The organism is Amycolatopsis sp. cg13, from assembly GCF_041346965.1.
GTDB lineage: Bacteria > Actinomycetota > Actinomycetes > Mycobacteriales > Pseudonocardiaceae > Amycolatopsis.
In genome coordinates this window covers 1,958,459-1,975,127 of the sequence record NZ_CP166848.1, presented here as the reverse complement: position 1 = coordinate 1,975,127, position 16,669 = coordinate 1,958,459, and the positions used below count along the sequence as shown (strand labels likewise).

General features: G+C 69.3%; 16 protein-coding genes. 9 read left to right on the top strand and 7 right to left on the bottom strand.

Annotated features, from left to right (window positions below):
- Nucleotides 1–279 precede the first annotated feature (279 nt).
- Together AB5I40_RS08795 and AB5I40_RS08790 are read left to right on the top strand one after the other, a co-directional pair.
- On the top strand, nt 280–1,521 hold the full coding sequence (locus AB5I40_RS08795; RefSeq protein ID WP_370937943.1) for an MFS transporter: 1,242 nt from the start codon (nt 280–282) through the stop codon (nt 1,519–1,521).
- A 19-nt stretch (nt 1,522–1,540) separates the two neighbouring features.
- Nucleotides 1,541–1,738 (top strand): MbtH family protein, encoded by a 198-nt coding sequence (locus AB5I40_RS08790; RefSeq protein ID WP_370937942.1) that lies wholly within the window; start codon nt 1,541–1,543, stop codon nt 1,736–1,738.
- A 315-nt stretch (nt 1,739–2,053) separates the two neighbouring features.
- Here the strand turns inward: AB5I40_RS08790 and AB5I40_RS08785 are convergent, their stop codons facing one another.
- On the bottom strand, nt 2,054–3,124 hold the full coding sequence (locus AB5I40_RS08785; protein WP_370937941.1) for a S1 family peptidase: 1,071 nt from the start codon (nt 3,122–3,124) through the stop codon (nt 2,054–2,056).
- Between the two features lie 457 nt (nt 3,125–3,581).
- Between AB5I40_RS08785 and AB5I40_RS08780 the strand changes: the two genes are divergently transcribed.
- Nucleotides 3,582–4,277, top strand: coding sequence for a trypsin-like serine protease (locus AB5I40_RS08780; RefSeq protein ID WP_370937940.1), 696 nt, complete (start codon nt 3,582–3,584; stop codon nt 4,275–4,277).
- Nucleotides 4,278–4,315: 38 nt separating this feature from the next.
- Nucleotides 4,316–4,852, top strand: coding sequence for a snapalysin family zinc-dependent metalloprotease (locus AB5I40_RS08775; protein ID WP_370937939.1), 537 nt, complete (start codon nt 4,316–4,318; stop codon nt 4,850–4,852).
- A 157-nt stretch (nt 4,853–5,009) separates the two neighbouring features.
- On the opposite strand, the gene AB5I40_RS08770 is transcribed toward AB5I40_RS08775, so the two are convergent.
- The 6 genes from AB5I40_RS08770 to AB5I40_RS08745 all read right to left on the bottom strand — a co-directional run bounded on the left by AB5I40_RS08770 (nt 5,010) and on the right by AB5I40_RS08745 (nt 11,410).
- Nucleotides 5,010–6,395, bottom strand: coding sequence for a family 2B encapsulin nanocompartment shell protein (locus tag AB5I40_RS08770; protein ID WP_370937938.1), 1,386 nt, complete (start codon nt 6,393–6,395; stop codon nt 5,010–5,012).
- A gap of 5 nt (nt 6,396–6,400) precedes the next feature.
- A complete protein-coding gene (locus AB5I40_RS08765; RefSeq protein WP_370937937.1) occupies nt 6,401–7,816 on the bottom strand; it encodes a family 2B encapsulin nanocompartment shell protein in 1,416 nt (471 codons plus the stop codon).
- Between the two features lie 51 nt (nt 7,817–7,867).
- The gene (locus tag AB5I40_RS08760) at nt 7,868–8,980 is read right to left on the bottom strand and encodes a family 2 encapsulin nanocompartment cargo protein terpene cyclase (protein WP_370937936.1); all 1,113 of its coding nucleotides are present in this window, start codon (nt 8,978–8,980) and stop codon (nt 7,868–7,870) included.
- A gap of 14 nt (nt 8,981–8,994) precedes the next feature.
- Nucleotides 8,995–9,846, bottom strand: a complete 852-nt coding sequence (locus AB5I40_RS08755) for a geranyl diphosphate 2-C-methyltransferase (protein WP_370937935.1) — start codon at nt 9,844–9,846, stop codon at nt 8,995–8,997.
- Nucleotides 9,847–10,250: 404 nt separating this feature from the next.
- The gene (locus AB5I40_RS08750; protein ID WP_370937934.1) at nt 10,251–10,574 is read right to left on the bottom strand and encodes a multidrug efflux SMR transporter; all 324 of its coding nucleotides are present in this window, start codon (nt 10,572–10,574) and stop codon (nt 10,251–10,253) included.
- A 2-nt stretch (nt 10,575–10,576) separates the two neighbouring features.
- Nucleotides 10,577–11,410, bottom strand: coding sequence for an aldo/keto reductase (locus AB5I40_RS08745; RefSeq protein ID WP_370937933.1), 834 nt, complete (start codon nt 11,408–11,410; stop codon nt 10,577–10,579).
- Nucleotides 11,411–11,449: 39 nt separating this feature from the next.
- On the opposite strand from AB5I40_RS08745, the gene AB5I40_RS08740 reads away from it, so the two are divergent.
- From AB5I40_RS08740 to AB5I40_RS08720, 5 genes are all read left to right on the top strand, one after another.
- Nucleotides 11,450–12,079: a TetR/AcrR family transcriptional regulator gene (locus tag AB5I40_RS08740; protein WP_370937932.1), complete on the top strand. Its 630-nt coding sequence runs from the start codon at nt 11,450–11,452 to the stop codon at nt 12,077–12,079.
- 109 nt (nt 12,080–12,188) lie between these two features.
- Nucleotides 12,189–12,572, top strand: coding sequence for a hypothetical protein (locus AB5I40_RS08735; protein ID WP_370937931.1), 384 nt, complete (start codon nt 12,189–12,191; stop codon nt 12,570–12,572).
- A 46-nt stretch (nt 12,573–12,618) separates the two neighbouring features.
- Complete coding sequence (locus tag AB5I40_RS08730) at nt 12,619–13,281, top strand: hypothetical protein (RefSeq protein WP_370937930.1); 663 nt, start codon at nt 12,619–12,621, stop codon at nt 13,279–13,281.
- 267 nt (nt 13,282–13,548) lie between these two features.
- On the top strand, nt 13,549–14,271 hold the full coding sequence (locus AB5I40_RS08725) for an HAD family hydrolase (RefSeq protein WP_370937929.1): 723 nt from the start codon (nt 13,549–13,551) through the stop codon (nt 14,269–14,271).
- 985 nt (nt 14,272–15,256) lie between these two features.
- On the top strand, nt 15,257–16,078 hold the full coding sequence (locus tag AB5I40_RS08720) for an IclR family transcriptional regulator (protein WP_370937928.1): 822 nt from the start codon (nt 15,257–15,259) through the stop codon (nt 16,076–16,078).
- Nucleotides 16,079–16,669 lie beyond the last annotated feature (591 nt).

Here is a 16,669-nt window from a genome sequence, read left to right as displayed (position 1 = left end):
GAGCGGCCCTGCGAGTTCCGATCGGGTGGTGCGCGGGTCTCTCGTGGGTGATCGCGGGCTTCGTTCGCTGCGGAGCGGCCCCGCGAGTTCCGATCGCGCGGTTCGCGGGGGCCTCGCGAGCGATCGCGGCCAAGGATTGGGGGCTCGGGGCATCAGCGAGAGTCCGCGCAATCGCCGCTGCCGGCAGGCGAGCCGGGCGGCCTCTGGGGCTCGATCCGGCAGCACCGCGGCCGGTGTCGCGGGTGCGTTGCGAGCAGCGGCCGGTTGGGGAGGCGGGGCATGAGCGGGATCGTGGGCAATCGCGACTACCGGTTTCTCTGGACTGGCCAGGTCGTCTCCGAAGCCGGGTTCAGCACGACCACCATCGCGTTTCCCTTGCTGGTTCTGGCGCTCACCGGGTCGGCGGCGCAGTCCGGGCTCGTGCTGGGAGCCGTGGCGATCAGCCAGCTCGTCGCCGGGTTGCCTGCCGGCGCGTTGGTGGATCGGTGGCCTCGCAAGCGGATCATGCTGTGGTGCGAGGCGGCACAGGCGGTCGCGGCGGGCGGGTTGGTGCTCGCGTTGTACTGGGGCGTCGCGGAGGTGTGGATGCTCGTTGCGGCGGCCGTCGTGATGGGGCTCAGCCGGGCGTTGTTCGAGCCCGCGGAGGAAGCCAGTCTGCCTCGGTTGGTGGCGGAGGAGCAGGTGCCGTCCGCGGTGGCGATGAACGCTGCGCGGACTAGTGCGGGGCAGTTGTCCGGGAATGCGCTGGGCGGATTCCTTTTCGCGGTGGGGCGGGTTATTCCATTCCTCTTCGACCTGGTCGCGCATGTGTTCGCGTTTGTGTCGCTGCTGTTCGTGCGGTTGCCCCGGCAGGCCGAGCGGGCGGAGGACGCGCCGCCGAAGCATCTGGGGCGGGAGATCGTCGAGGGGCTTCGGTGGGTGTGGTCGCGGCCAGCGCTGCGGGCTACTGTGGCTTGTGTCGTCAGTTTGAATCTGTTCTTTTCCGCTTATTACCTCGTGATCATCGTGCTGGCCAACGAGCGGGGGGTTCCGGCCGGGGAGATCGGCGTGATGGCGGCGATGCTGGGGGCCGGGGGGATTCTCGGGTCGCTGGCCGCGCCGTACCTGCATCGGTGGCTCAGCGCGTACGGGCTGGTTATCGGGGTGTTCTGGGCGTTGACCGTGCTGACGCCGCTTGCCGTGTTCGTCCACAATGGATATGTGATGGGCGCGCTCTTCGCGGCTATTGCGTTTTTGCCGCCTGCTGCTAATACTGCTATTGCTACTTATCAGTTGTTGTCCACTCCGGACGGGTTGCGGGGGCGGCTCGGCGGGGTGCTGGGAGTGACCGGCGGGTTGGCCGCGGCGGCCGGGCCCGCGTTGGGCGGGTGGCTGGTCGAGGCGTTGCCTGCGGTGTCCGCGGTGCTGGCTTGTACCGGGTCGATTGCCGTGGTCACTCTTTTAAGTACGTTTAGCGGGACTTTGCGCGGGTTGCCTGCCGCGCCTCGGGTTCGGGAGCTTGAAGAGACTTCTGGTCAGTGACGGAGAAAGGGAATTTCTGATGGACGACGCTGCTGTGTTTCAGGTTTTGGTCAATGAGGAGGAGCAGTATTCGCTGTGGCCCGCGGACAAGGAGGTGCCGGCCGGGTGGCGGGCCGACGGGGTCCGGGGGAGCCGGGAGGAGTGCATGAAGCACGTGGACGAGGTGTGGACGGATATGCGGCCTCGGTCGCTTCGGGAGCGGATGGCGGCTGAGTAATCGGCTCGTCGCCTGGCGGCTGAGTAATCGGCTCGTCGCCTGGCGGCGACATTGCCGTGAGTGGTTGCGTGGGGCACCCCGAAGCTGAGTGTGACTACGGCGCGGGGGTGCTTGTCAAGGCGGGAAAGATGCCTTGACAAGCACCCCCGCGCCGTGTTTTTGGCTTCGTATCGGGGTGCGGGGGGTGTGGGTGCCTTGAGTGGGTGCAGCGGTGGCGGTTGGGTGGGGCTAAGTACGTGAGGGGAACCCTGAGGGAATCAGATTCCCTCAGGGTTCCCCTCGCGTACCAAAACCGAACCCAAGCGGAAAGCGGGCTTACGGAAGAACCAAACCGTAGGCGCTCAATGCTGCGGGAACCGGCTGGAAGAAGGTTTCTCCGCCGGAGTTGCAGTCTCCGCTGCCGCCTGAGGTGAGGCCCAGTGCGGTGGCACCGTCGAAGAGCGAGCCGCCGCTGTCGCCTGGTTCTGCGCAGACGGTGGTGTCGATCAGGCCGTTCACCGCGCCTTCCTGGTAGTTCACCGTGGCGTTGAGCGCGGTGACCTGGCCGTCGTGGACGCCGGTGGTCGAGCCGCTGCGGGTGACGGTTTCGCCGACTGTCGCGTCGCCTGCTGCGGTGATTTGCTGGCCGGTGTTGACGGCGCTCGGGGCGTCTACGCCGGAGTCGTAGGTGGCGTACGAGTAGTCAGTGCCGGGGAAATTCGCTCCGGACGTGCTGGCGATGTGCTGCGAGTTGCCCTGGTCGGCCCACCAGTCGTTCGTGGCCACGCCGCAGTGGCCGGCGGTCAGGATCGCGGGCTGGCCGCTCGAGGTGTGCACGTTGAAGCCCAGCGAGCAGCGCAGGCCCTGGCCCCAGATGGCGTCGCCGCCGCTGATCAGGGGGCGCAGTTTGCCCTTTGTCTTGGCGAAGCGGGCCTTGTCGCCGAAGCGGTGCACGGCGTTGGTCACCTGGGCGAGCTTGGCTCCGGTCACCGACGAATCGGCGGTGACGAGCACCTGGCCGGTTCGCGGGTCGACGCGCCAGGCGGTGCCGGGGACGCTGGCCGTACGAGCCAGTTCCGACGTGACGGCTTTCAGTTGGGACGCACGGTATTTCACGAACTTCGGCGTCGCGCCGGCCGCGCGGACCTGGTCGGCGGCGGCCTGGTCGGTGACGGTGACGGTCAGGTGCGAGCTGGCCTGGTCGTAGTACGAGCCCACGGTGCGGTCGCCGAGCGACTTCGCGATGCTGGCGGACATGGCGGTCGCGGCTCTCGCGTTCAGCGGTGCCGTCGAGGGCTGGGCGGCCGCGACGCCCGAGGCGGCGAAAACTGATCCAGCGGCCAGAACCGCCGCGGCGAAGGCGATACCGCCGCGTCCGCCGTGTCTTTGACTGAGTGCTGGGATCATGCACATCTCCGTTTCTTGCGAATAGGACGATGGCGCACCGCGGTCAGCTAATGCGGGCGCAATTCGCAGTTTAGGGATCCTTGGCAATCGCTTATACCCACGAAAGTCGCGAATCCCGTTCGGCTTTGCTGTCCAGTGGCGCCGGCCGTCCGCTGAACGGAAGTCCGAACTCGCCGCATCCGATCCAATTGCGGCTCGTTGAACAGCGCAGACGCCCAACCGGAACGCGTTATTCCGGGTTCGGTTCATCCCGGTAATCGACGTTCGTGCCGCCGCGCACGGTTCGGCGTCCGGTCGTATCCCTCCTTTCGACGGTGTTCGGACTCCGGCGGCCCTGGGACTCTGTGGTTTCCATAGCGGGCCCGGCGCCCGCGAAAGTGGTCCCCCGGCCGTATCCCCGGCCGAACTCCTGCCTCTCCCGCGATTGGCGGGATTGGTTGCTATGGAAGGGAAAGCGATGCGGAAAATAATGCTGGCGGTGATGGGCGCGGCGGCCCTGCTGTTCGGAGTCGCCGCACCGGCGGTCGCGGCGCAGCCGGCCATCATCGGAGGCAGCGACGCCAGCGAAACCTACTCGTTCATGGTGTCGCTGGACAACGGTTGCGGCGGAAGCCTTGTCGCGCCCCAGTGGATCATCACGGCGAACCACTGCGGCCAGGCGTCGACGGCACGGATCGGCGCGATCGACATCAACGCGGGCGAGGTCGGCCAGATCGACAACGTGATCACCGACCAGGGCACCGACCTCACCATGATGCACCTGAGCCAGCCCGCCCAGTCGGCTCCGGTCGCGATGGCGCAGAGCAACCCGGCGCCGGGAACGGGCGCGCGGCTGCTCGGCTGGGGCTGCACGAGCTGGCCCAACTGTCAGACGGCGCAAACCCTGCAGCAGATCGACCTTCAGGTCCTCGACAGCAGCGCGTGCGCGGCGGGCGGCGGCGGCGCGGGCGACGTCTGCATCTCCGGCGACTACGGGCATTCCGCGTGCCACGGCGATTCGGGCGGCCCCGCGATCGTCGGCACCACCGGGAACTGGACGCTGGTAGGCGAAACCCACGGCCCCGGCGACAACGGCGGCGAATGCGCCACCACCACCCTCTACACCGGCATCGCCCAGTACATGTCGTGGATCCAGCAGCAGATCGGAAGCTGAACCCTGTCCCGGAAACCCTCTTTCGGAGAGGAAAAACCATGACCCTGCAACGCTTTGGCCGGCTGGCCGCAGGCGCGGCCGCCGCGTTGGCGCTGCCGCTGACCGGAGTCGGGACGGCGTCCGCCGCGCCGCTGGACGCGGTGGAGCTGTACTACGACGCCAGCGGTTTGCCCGACTACCAGGCCGAGGCCACCCAGGCCGCGGCGAACTGGAACACCTCGGTGCACAACGTCCACCTCAACAGCGGCGGCGCCGCGACCATCATCATGCACGAAACCACCGGCGGCGGTTCCTACACCCAGACCGACGGGCACGGCACCGGCGACATCTACATCGACACCCAGCAGGTCGCCGAAGGCAACGACCCGACCCGGATCATCGCCCACGAGATCGGCCACAACCTCGGCCTTCCCGACCACTACGAGGGACCGTGCTCGGAACTGATGTCCGGGCACGGGCCGGGAATCACGTGCAAGAACGCGATGCCGGACGCTCAGGAATCCGCGCAGGTGGAGCAGAACTTCGCCAACGGGTTCGTGACGGTCCGCTTGCCTGAGAAGCAGATCTTCCGCTGAGACGCCGGCTCTCGCCGGGGCGTGGTGCTTCCGGCGAGCGCCGCGGCGCCGAACTTCGCGACGGTTCGCTTGCCTGGCAAGCACAACTGCCGCTGAACCGTCGATGCTCGCCGAAAGCGCACGGCTTCCGGCGAGCATCGACGCGGCACACCGGCGCTCAACCCCGGGCGACCTCGACGTCGTCGAGAACCCCCAGCGCGTCCGGCACGAGGACCGCGACGGAGTGATAAGCACTGACCAAATAGGACGACACCGCGCGGTCGTTGATGTGCATGAACCGCACGTTCAATCCCGGCCGGTATTCGTCGGCGAGGGATTTCGGCCGCAATCCGATGACGCCCGCGTCGTCTTCCCCGGTGCGCATCGCGAGCACCGAGGTGGTGCCCGCCTCGCTGACCGGGATTTTGTCGCACGGCAGGATCGGCACGCCGCGCCACGCGGTGACGCGTTTCCCGTCCACCACGACCGGCTCCGGATAAACCCCGGCCCTCGTGCATTCCCGCCCGATCGCGGCGATCGCCTTCGGATGCGCGAGGAACAGCCGCGTTTTGCGCCGGCGGCAGAGCAGTTCGTCCAGATCGCCCGGCGTCGGCGGACCGGTGCGGGTGGTGATCCGGGATTTGAGGTCGGCATTGTGCAGCAGCCCGAAATCGGGGTTGTTGATCAGCTCGTGTTCCTGCCTTTCCCGCAATGCCTCCACAGTCAGCCGCAATTGCTGCTCGAACTGGTCCATCGGGTCGTTGTAGAGATCGGTGACGCGGTTGTGCACCCGCAGGACCGTCTGCGCCACCGCGAGGTCGTACTCGCGCGGCGAGGGTTCGTAGTCGACGTAGGTGCCGGCGAGGACCGGTTCGCCGTCGTGGCCGGCGGACAGGTCGATGCTCGCTTCCCCCTTGCGGTTCTGCGGTTTCCGCGGCTGGGAGACGGCCTGCGCCACGTGCGCGCGCAGGGAGTCGAGCCTGCCGTTGAGCCGGGCGTACGAGCCGGCGGGCAGCACCAGCGCGACCACCCTCGTCGCGGCGCGTGCGGTGAAGCCCCAGGTAGCGTCGTCCCTGGCGAGGAGTTCGCTGCCGAAATGGTCGCCGTCGGTGGCGGTGCCCAGAAGAACCTCCGCGCCGAAGTCCCCTGAACCGTGCCGGGTGACCTTGCCGTGCACGACGAGCACGAGCTGGTCCAGCGCGTCCCCGGCCGAGACGAGCGTGCTGCCCGCCTCGTACTCGCGCTGTTCGAACGCGTCCGCCAGCGCGCCGAGCGCCGCCTCGTCGGCGAACCCGCGCAGCAGTTCGATCTCGGTCAGCTCGAGCGGGACGACCTGCACCTGCGCCCCGGTCTGGAAGAAACTCACCTTGCCGTCGCCGACGGTGTAGGTCAGCCGCCGGTTGACCCGGTAGCTGCCGCCGGGCACCTCGACCCACGGCAGCTGCGACAGCAGCCACCGCGGGGTGATCGAGCGCATCTGCGGCAGCGACTTGGTGGTCGTGGCTAGGGTGCGGGCCGCCTTGACGCCGAGGGAGAGCTGCTCCTGTTGTTCCGTGATCGGCACCGGGCTCAGCCCTCCCGGCCGATTTCGGCGGCTTCCAGCACGGCGAGCGCGTCCGGAACGAGGACGGCGGCGGAATAGTAGGCCGAGACCAGGTAGGACAGGATGGCCTGCTCGCTGATGCCCATGAACCGCACGTTGAGGCCCGGCTGGTATTCGTCCGGCAGGCCGGTCTGGTGCAGCCCGACGACGCCTTGGGCCTGCTCGCCGGTCCGCATCAGCAGGACCGAGCTGGTGCGGGTCTCGGTGACCGGGATCTTGTTGCACGGCAGGATCGGCACGCCGCGCCACGCGGGCACCTGGTTGCCGCCGAGGTCGACCGAGCCGGGGTAGATCCCGGCCTTGCTGCATTCCCGGCCGAACGCGGCGATCGTCTTCGGGTGCGCGAGGAAGAAGCTGGGGTCCTTCCACACCAGCGAAAGCAGCTCGTCGAAGTCGTCCGGCGTCGGCGGGCCGGTGCGGGTGGGCACCCGCTGGTCGAAGTCGGCGTTGTTCAGCAGGCCGAAGTCGGCGTTGTTGACCAGTTCGTGCTCTTGGCGCTCCCGCAGCGCCTCGACGGTGAGCCGCAACTGCTGCTCGGTCTGGTTCATCGGCTCGCTGTAGAGATCGGCGACCCGGCTGTGCACCCGCAGCACGGTCTGCGCGACGCTCAGCTCGTACTCGCGCGGCGACGTGTCGTAGTCGACGAACGTGCCCGGCAGCTGCGGTTCGCCGTCGTGGCCCGCGGACAGGGCGATCTCGGCTTCGCCGTGTTCGTTGCGGGCCGTCTCTCCACCTGCGATGAAGGCTTCGAGATGCGCGCGCAGCGTTTCCGAACGGTTCAGCACGCCTTCGAACTCCTGGCGCGACAACGTCAGCACGGTCGCGGAGGTGACCGCCTTGGCGGTGAACTCCCAGATCCCGTCCGAGCTGGTGAGCACGTTCTCGCCGAAATAGCCGCCGTCCAGCAGCGTGCCGAGGACGGTCTGGTCGCCGAAGGCGCCGACGCCGGCCTTCGTGATCTTGCCGTGCGCGATGAGGAACACCTGGTCGGCGCGGCTGCCGAATTCGGCGAGCACGTCGCCCGGCTGGTATTCGCGCTGCTCGAACCGCCCGGCCAGCTCGGCCAGAGCCGCTTCGTCGTCGAATCCGCGCAGCGGCGCGAGCTCCCCGAGCTCGGGCGGGATGACGCGGACCTCGGAGCCGCTGGTCACGAACGTGACCCGGCCGTCGCCGACGGTGTAGCTGAGCCGCCGGTTGACGCGGTACGTGCCTGCCGACACCTCGACCCACGGCAGCACCTTCAGCAGCCACCGCGAGCTGATGCCCTGCATCTGCGGGACGGACTTCGTGGTCGTGGCCAGTTGCCGCGCCGCCGCGCGGCCCAGGCTCAAGGGTTCCCGGTCTTCCACGTCCGCGGAGTCGACCGGATCGGTGACAGTCACAGCGAAACCACCTTGTCTGGGGAACGTTGCCCGGTGTCGGGAGTTCTGAGGTCAGGAGCGGTAGCGAGGGTTCGTGGCGTGCCATTCGAAGCCGCCGCCCATCCAGTCGCGGACGCCGGCGAGGAAGCGCTGCAGTTCCGGCGACGGGATCGAGAGCAGGGCCCGGTGCCCCTCCTCGAACTCGCGCACGAGCTTGTTGTGCAGCGCGACCGTGGTCTCGACCGCCTCGGAGACCGGGCAGTTCCGGTCGGCGGCGATCTGCAGCACCATGTTGCAGACCGGGTTCTCGTCGGCGGCGTCCTTCGCCACCGAATGGAGGTCGTTGACCAGGACCGTCGCGGTGCCCGCGCGCATCATCGCCTCCCGCACGCGCGGGTCGTAGTAGAACGGCGCGGGCAGTTCGTACCCGCCGACGGCGTCGATGAGGGTCATCGAGGTGTAGAAGCTGTCGTGCTGGCGGGCCGCCAGGTACTCCCAGGCCGGGGGATAGCGGCCGGTGTGGCGCCACGCGGCGTAGGCGTCCCAGCTGACGAACATCGCGAACGTCGAGTAGCACACCCGCTGGACCAGCACGGGCGAACCGTGCCTGCCGAGATGGTCGACCGCGGAGTGGAACCCGACCCGGATCGGATCGGCCCGCAGCGCCTCCTCCAGCGGCTCGGAGAACTCGCCCGCGGGCGCGACCGGGTCCATCGCGGCCATGACCAGCGCCAGCCGCGGCGGAAGCTCGGTCGGCGAGGCGCCGAGGGAACTGTCGTCGGCGTAGTAGTCGTCGGCCGCCCACCACACCGCGTTGAGCTGCGCGGCGACCAGGAGATGGTCGGGATCGGAGGAATCGGGGTGCGCCAGCATCACCAGCCTGCCGAGCGTGGCCCGCGCGATCTGGTCCAGCCCCTCGCCTTCGAACCCGCAGTCCGCCGCCCACGCGACGAGCCGCCGGTCGACCTCCTCGGCGAGCGGCTCGTCCACCCGCTTCACGACCGGGCAGTACAGCGGCGACGCGCTGCCGTCGCCCCATTCCCGTTCCGCGTACGCCGGGTCCTGGCCGGGCGGCGGCGCGGAGCGCGGGGCGAACTGCTCCGCGATCCGCGCCGCCGAGGTGCCCAGGCCGAGCGGGCCCGCGGCGAACGCGAGGTCCGGGCGGACCGCTGCGATTCCGGACATGCCGTCCCGCCCGGTCAGACGCGGTCGGCGGCGATGAGCAGGTAGTGGAAGCTGCCCTCGCGATAGGCGGTCAGGAACGGCCCCTCGATGCCGGTCGCGACGGACGACTGCTCGCGCAGCTCCCAGTACGGGATCGTCGCCTCGGTGAGGTCCACGACGTTGATCGGGACGAAACCGCTGTCGGTCAGTGCTTTGAAATAGTCGCCGCGGGCGTGGATATTGCAGATGTAATGCTGGTCGATCTGGCTCACCGCGCGCGAACGCCCGCCGGTCAGGTCGTTGTAGCAGCCGGTGATGGTGACGAATCGGCCGCCGGGCGCGAGCTGCCGCGCGTGTTCGGCGAAGAGCTCGTGCAGATCGACGTACATGGTGCTTTCGTTGTTCCAGATCCCGGCGAAATCGCCGCTTTCGAATCCGGTGTCGAGCATGTTCCGGAGGTGATAGCGCACCGCTCCGTCAATTCCGCGCAACCGGGCCTGTTCATTGGCGAATTCGACCTGCTGCTCGGAAATGGAGATGCCGTCCACCCGGCAGCCGAACCGCTGGTGCGCCTGCACGCTGGTGCCGCCGCGCCCGCAGCCGGCGTCCAGCAGCCGTGCCGTGGGGTCGATGTCTCCCAAGTGCTGCAACAGGAACTGCGACTGTGCGGTCTCCAGCCGGTGCATTTCGGCGATGATCGCCTTGTCCCGCTCTTCCCCGCGTCCGTCCAGGACGGACGGGTCGTAGTCGCCGATTCCGTAATGGTGGTGGTAAAGCCCGTCGACGTCGCCGAGGCGCAGGTTGACCGGATCCTTTTCGGCGTTCCAGTAGTCGGCGACCGACTGCTGGTACGCGGTGCGGGCAACCGGACGGGCAACAGACGTCATCATGTACTCCCTTTTCGGACCGCGATTTCCGGTCGGCGCGCGATGAACTGTGCCGTCCCGCTCCCGGCTGGCGCGGGGCGGTCGGCATTTCTCCCTCTGCGGTCCGAGGCTAGCGAGGATTCTTTTGCCCGGACAAGACGATTCGCGGGAATTCACTCGCGGGCTGGCGCGAGTCGTTTCGCGTGCCTCTTCTGGCCTAGGAAGCCACTCCCGCGAGGTGTTCGCGCGCCGGTCGCCGGGGCACGAACGATGCCGCCGCGCACACGGGAGGATGACGGCGGGCAACAGCCTGTGGGCGATCCTGGCGGACGGGTGACGCCCGATGGGCCTAAGCGGTTCCGGGCGCCGGAACTCCGGGGGCCTCGCCGGTCCCGGGCGTGACGGCGCCGGGACCGGCTCGGCGCTCACGCGGTCCGGGAGGTCAGCCGGAGGAGGACGACTCCGCCGAGGATCAGCGCGAGCGCGAGGATCCGCGGGAGGCTGACGGGTTCGCGGAGCCAGAGGATTCCGACGACAGCCGTGCCGACCGCGCCGATCCCGACGAACACCGCGTACGCCGTCCCGACCGGCACCGTCTTCATGCCGACGTTCAGCACGTACAGCACGAGGACGGTGAGCGCGCCGCAGACGAGCGTCGGCACGAGTTTGGTGAAGCCGTCGGTGAGGCGAATGCTGTGCGCCCAGGCGATTTCGAGCAGCCCGGCCGCGAACACGGCGATCCAGCCCATCGTCAGTCCTCGTCGAGCGCTGCGCGGACGTCGGACGGCAGGGCGAGTTCCCGGGCGGCGACGAGGTCGGCGAGATGGTCCGGGTCGCTCGTGCCCGGGATGACGGCGACGTTGGGCGCGAGGTCCAGGAGCCAGGCGAGGGCGAGCGTCGCCGCCGAAACGCCAAGCTGCTGGGCGTGCTTGGCCAAGGGCGAAGTTTCCTTGGCCAACGCTCCGTTGCCGAGCGGACGGAACGCCAGATACGGGATGCCGGCCGCAGTAGTGGCGTCGAGAACGTCCCGGCCGCCGGAGTGTCCGACGTGGTACTCGTTCTCCACGGACGCGATCGGCGTGACCGAGCGCGCCTGGTCGAGCAGTTCGAGGGTGACGTTCGAGACGCCGACGTGTTCGAGCAGGCCCTCGTCGCGGAGTTCGGCGAGCGCGCCGACGGTGTCCGCCCACGGCACCGTGCTGTCGGGCATGAACCTGGCGTGCACCAACGGAAGCCGCTCGACGCCGAGCTGCCTGAGGTTGTCCCGGACGGCCGCTTTGACCGCTTCCGGCGTGGCGTCGGCGACGAAACCGCCGTCGGGACTGCGGCGCGCGCCGACCTTGGTGGCGATGAGCAGGTCGGCCGGATAGGGCCGAAGCGCCTCGGCGAGGAGGCGGTTGGCGACCTCGGGTCCGTAGTAGCCGGATGTGTCGATCAGCCGGATCCCCGCCTCGACGGCCGCGCGGACGGCCGCCTTGGCGCGCTCCGGGTCGGCCGGTTCGCCCATCGCCTTCGGCCCTGCGAGCTGCATGGTCCCGTAGCCGATCCGGCCGACGGTGCGGCCGGCGAGCGTGAACGAGTGCATGGTTTGCCCCCATCTCTCATGTGGACACTGTGTCCACTTATGACTGTACTCGATCCGGACACGCTGTCCAGATACAGTGGCGGGGTGAACGGCAAGCCAGTCACCGAGCGCGCGGACGCCGCGGCGAACCGGCAGCGGATCCTCGCCGCGGCCGAGGACCTGTTCGCCGCGAAAGGCCCGGACATCACGATGGGCGACCTGGCGACGGCGGCGGGGGTCGGCCGCGGCACGCTCTATCGCCGCTACGACAGCGTCGCCGCCGTGGCCGTCGCGCTGCTGGACGAGCACGAGCGCCGATTGCAGGAGGCGATGCTGTGCGGACCGCCGCCGCTCGGGCCGGGCGCTGCTCCACGGGAACGGCTGGTGGCGTTTTACGACGCGATGATCGATTTGCTCGAGCGGCATTTGCCGTTGGCGCTGGGCGCGGAGACCGGGGCGCGGCGGTATCGGACCGGGGCGTACGGGTTCTGGCGGGTTTTCGTGGCGGCGCAGGTGCGGGAGGCGGGGCTGCGGGACGAGGCGCTGCCGGACGTGCTGCTGGCTCCGCTGGCGCCCGATCTGTACCAGAACCAACGGCATGAGCGGGGAATGTCGGTCGCGGCGGTGAAGAAGGCGCTGCGTCGGCTGGCTTGTGTGTTGCCGTCGGAGCGAGTTTCGCGCCGAGGGTGATTGAACGGGCCAGGCTGGGCGCGTCAATGCGGAGCGACTGCCTCGTGTCCGTCCGGAAAGGACGCGGCCGGACACCCCGGAACCGGCGGAAGCGGAGTAAATTCGCCGGATGAGCAGCGGCACGCCGATGCGGATCGGCTGGATCTGCCTCGCGGTGGTCAGCGCGGGGATCCTCGGGTTCGGGATCGTGGTCGCCATCGCGCCTCCCGCCGGGGATTCGCTGCTCTACCGCACCGACGCGCTAGCCACCGCCGGGCTCGGGCTGTTCGGCGGGCTGACCGCGGTGATCCCGTTCCGCGCGGGCGAGCGATGGGCGTGGTTCGCGCTGTGGTTCTACCCGGTGTTCTGGCTCGCACACCTGATCTTCCGGCTGCCGCCGGGCACTGATCACGTGCACCAGATCCTGTTCGTCGCGTTGTCGCTGGCGGGGTTGCTGGTGCCGGTGCGGTCGTTCTTCCGAGCGCCGGTCGAGGGACAGCACGCTCGCCGGTAATCCGTAATCGCGCCCGGCGGCGCGCCCGCCGTGTCATCATTCCGGCGTGTCCACCAGAAAGCCCGCTGTGGCAAGGGATTCCGCCCGGAAAACGACTCCGGCGAGCGGTCGGGTCATCGCTCTGCGTGCCGGGTTGTGCTGGCTCGTGGTGCTGGCGGTCGGCGGCGCGGCGGCAGTGGGGTTCGTCAGCGCCAGCTCGGTGGCGTCCGCGGCGGGCTTGCTCATCGGGCTCCTGCTCGCCGCGCTGGCGACGTCGGCGGTGTTCATGTTCTCCGGACGCGGCTGGTTCCTCGTCGGCGGCTTCCTGCTGACCGCGTTCTATCTGGTCTGCGTCGGCGTGACGGCGGTCGGCTACCTGGCCGCGGACGGCGACCGGTACAGCGCGCTCGCGGTGTCGTCCGAATGCCACCACGTCAAGGGCGGCACCGCCTGCAGCGCGCGGGTCAACCGCCCGGACGGCACGCTGCTGTCCGAAGACCTCTCGGTGAAGTCGCGGATGAAACCCGGCGAGACGGTCGACGTGGTCGAGGACCGGGCGGGCATCGTGGCGACCCATCGCGCGGACGAACTCGACCCGGAGGCACTGCCGGTCGACCTGACGCTGCTGGGTGCGTCGGCGGCGTTGCTGGCCGGATTGTTCGGGTGGAGCGCGTGGCTGGGATTCCGGAAGCCCCTGCCGGTGGGGCGCGGTCGCGGAGCCCGCAAGTAGCTCGGCTGCTGAACAAACTCGGCCTGACCGCCCGCGCCGGGACCGCCCGCGGGCGGATCAGCCCACGCGGTCGAATCCGCGCTCCGGCCACCGGCTCTCGGAAAGTTTTCCGATTATTCCCCCGTTTCCGGGCCGGGACAGCGGTGTCCCGGGGCATGGAACAAGCCGCCGGTCCCGGACCCGCGCCGATGTACTGTCAGCCCGGAAAATCGCGGAAAGCGCGCACCGAAGGGCCGTTTTCGTGGATGCGACGGATCAGGGTGACTCATGAACTGCTGCGCGACGAAATACGCCATTCTGGACCTGGACGGAACTCTTCTTCCCGGGCACACTTCGAGGCATTATCTGCGGGTCCTGATCGACGACGGCACCTGCGACCGGCAAGCGGGGCTGTCCTGCCTGGAGGCGATCGACCAGATGGCCGCCGAGGAGAAAGCGCCGCCCGGGCTGATGGACGAGATCTACCGGCTGTACGCGCTCGCGATGAAAGGCGCGTCGGTCGCGCAGGCCCGGTTCGCCGCGGAGAAAACCTGGCGGGCGAGCCGGGGGAAACTGTTTTCCTTTGTTCCGGAACTGCTTTCGCTGCTGCGGGCCAGCGGATACCGGATCCATCTGCTGTCGGGGAACCACGATTTCCCGGTGCAGGAGGCGGCGATCGACCTCCGGCTGTCCGGCGGGCACGGCGCCGTCGTGGAAGTGGCCGACGGCCGGTTCACCGGGCGGCTCCTGTCCGCGCCCGGCGCGGCCGGGGGCAAGCTCGCGTTCGTGCGCTGCCTCGCCGAAGCGGCCGGGTGCGCCGCGGAAAACTTCCTCGCGATCGGGAATTCCGCCTCGGACGCGGAGATGTTCCCGTCCGTGGGCAAGGCCGTGGCCTTCGAACCGGACGCGGAGCTTCGGCGGCTTTCGGCCGGAAAACCCTGGCACGTGGTCGACCGGCGCACGATCCTGCGGGTCTGCGAGCGAGTGGTCGCGGGCGAAGAGGCTGCGTGATCGGGTCGGCAGGACGGCGTGCCCGCTGCACATTCGTGAGCGGATTCGTGTTCGGCGAGCGGATCTGGTTGCGGGACAACGTGATCTCGCTGGATGACGTAGCGCGGGCGCGAATCCCCGAGTCGCTTCCGCCGGCCGCCGTCCCGGTGCCGCTCGGTTCGTCGCCGGAAAGTCAAGGCCCTGTCCCGAGTGCTGGAACATTGCGCTGCGTCCCCGTTTGGTCGCTCGCCGTCTATTGAGTGCTGGTATCGTCTTCCGGCGGAGGGGCGGCGGCCGCCGGAAACGGATTCCGCCGGTTCTCCCGCGGCCGGCACGAACGGCACCAACCCCCGCCGTCGTGGCCGGCCCGGTCGCCAGCGGCTTCGGAGCCGGATTCGCCCGCCGATCGCGGGGCGCCGGGACGGAAGCGGCGGCGACGCTGCCCGAAACCCCGGCATGCCCGGCGGAAACGCGAAAGCGCCCGGAATATTCTCGGGCCCGGTCGATTGTTCGCCGGATTTCCGCCAGGTTCTTCCCCGGACGAAAAGCGAGGGGACGCGCGATTGTCACGGTCCGCGAACACGGCGGCGGGCGGATGCGTTATGGCGACGCAGCGTGACCGTTCGGGCCCGGTTCGGGGGACGCGCTGGTCGTCCGGCGAGGCGAGCAGGCCAACCCGTTGCGCCACTGGGGCGATCTGTTTCAGTGAACGGGTGCGTCCGGTTGTGCCGGACGTGCTCCTGGGCAAGCATGAAGGCTCAGGGCGTCCGGTGCGAGAACAGGATCGCGACGGGAAAGACGCCGGTGGCGGACGAATCGGGCGGCGGCGAGGCGCGGCGCCGCCCGCGAGCGGCGGAGGGCGTCGGGACCGCGGAGGGCAGCGGTCGCGCGGCGGAGCCGGGACGGCGGCCGCGCGCGGGAGCGGGGCTCCCGGCGGGCCCGGTGATCGCCGGACGGCGCGTGCGCACGAGGACTGGTGGAATCGGTGGAGGTTTCGGTCGTGACTATGAGCGACGACAACGGGCGTTGGGCCGGTACGAGCGTGGTGCCGAGCAGGCCGATTCCGCGCGCGCTTTCGATACTGAGCGCTATTCGCGATTCGGGCGGGATTGAAACGCTGAGCGAGATATCGCGGTCGACCCGGCTGCCGAAAAGCACGGTGCACCGGCTGCTGGCCGAGATGCAGGGATACGGAATGGTCGTGCGGGCCGGATACCATTACCGGCACGGGGAAGCGGTGTGCCGGCTCGCGAGACCCGGTTCCACGCAGGAACTGCAGCGTCTTCGCAGAGGCATTCTCCCGTCCCTGATCGACATTCACTGGCGGACCGGATACGTCGTCGGCCTCGGCGTGGCCAGCGGCAATGTCGTCGATTTCGTGCACCTGATCTACAGCAGCGGCTACTGTTCGCTGGCCGAGCGCATCGAAAACGATTCGCAGCTGGCGGGAAGCGCGGCCGGACGGGTGCTGATGGCGTTCGACCCGGGTCTCGCCGCGCGGTTCGCCGTGTTCGCGGGCTACCGCGGCGAGGACGAGAACGGCGGCGGTCTCCCGGCGTGGCTGAGCACGGAACTGCGCGAGATCCGGCGGCGCGAGGTGTCGTTCAACCCGCGAGTCCCCGGCGCGCTGATCGCCGCCGCGGTCCCCGTCTTCAACGTGACCGGGACGGCGGTGGCCGCGCTGAGCGTGGCGGCCCCGCGCCGGGTGTTCAATTCCCGGGAAGCGCATTCCTCGCTGCAGGCGACCCGGATGACGGCGCAGCGCATCCTCCGCGAAACCGTGGCGGCCGATTGGCGGAGCGCGAAATCCGGCCGTCCGGTGGAATAGCCGCGGGGGCTGAGGACGTCCGGAAGGCGGAATGCCGTGGGGGAGACGGCGCAACTTTCCGGGCGTGCGTTGAGCGGTCGGTGACGGTGGGGCGTTGCCGCTGTGCCGCGCGGTTTTTCGGCGAGCTGCTTCTGGCGGGTTCGGGCTGTGTCGTCGCGCAAGGCGTTGGGATGTCTGCTGGAGGACGGGGCGAGACGGCGTAGTTTCGCGGGGCTGCGCCGAGTGGTCGCTCGCCACACGGGGCGGTCATGCGGCACCGCATGAGTTTTCGGTTCCAGGTCGGCTGATCGGCGCAATCCGTGCCCTCGCCCGAGCCGTCGGCCTGTCCGCTGGACGGCGGGGCAACCGGCGAGATCCCGGTGCACCGGAAGGGTTTCCGGCCGCCCTTCCCCTGATCGGCGCAGGACGTGCCAGCGGGCGGAGCCGGAACCTGCTCGCCGAACCCGCGCGAAGGGCCGCAGCGCCTTTCGCTCTGGGACCAAAGACTCCCGCGTCGCGGACGTCCTCCCGCAGTGGGGCCGGGGCGCGGCGGCCTAGCGTCGGCCGCTGGATTGTCGGTGACCCGCCGGAGGAGGCATGTGATGGACGAGG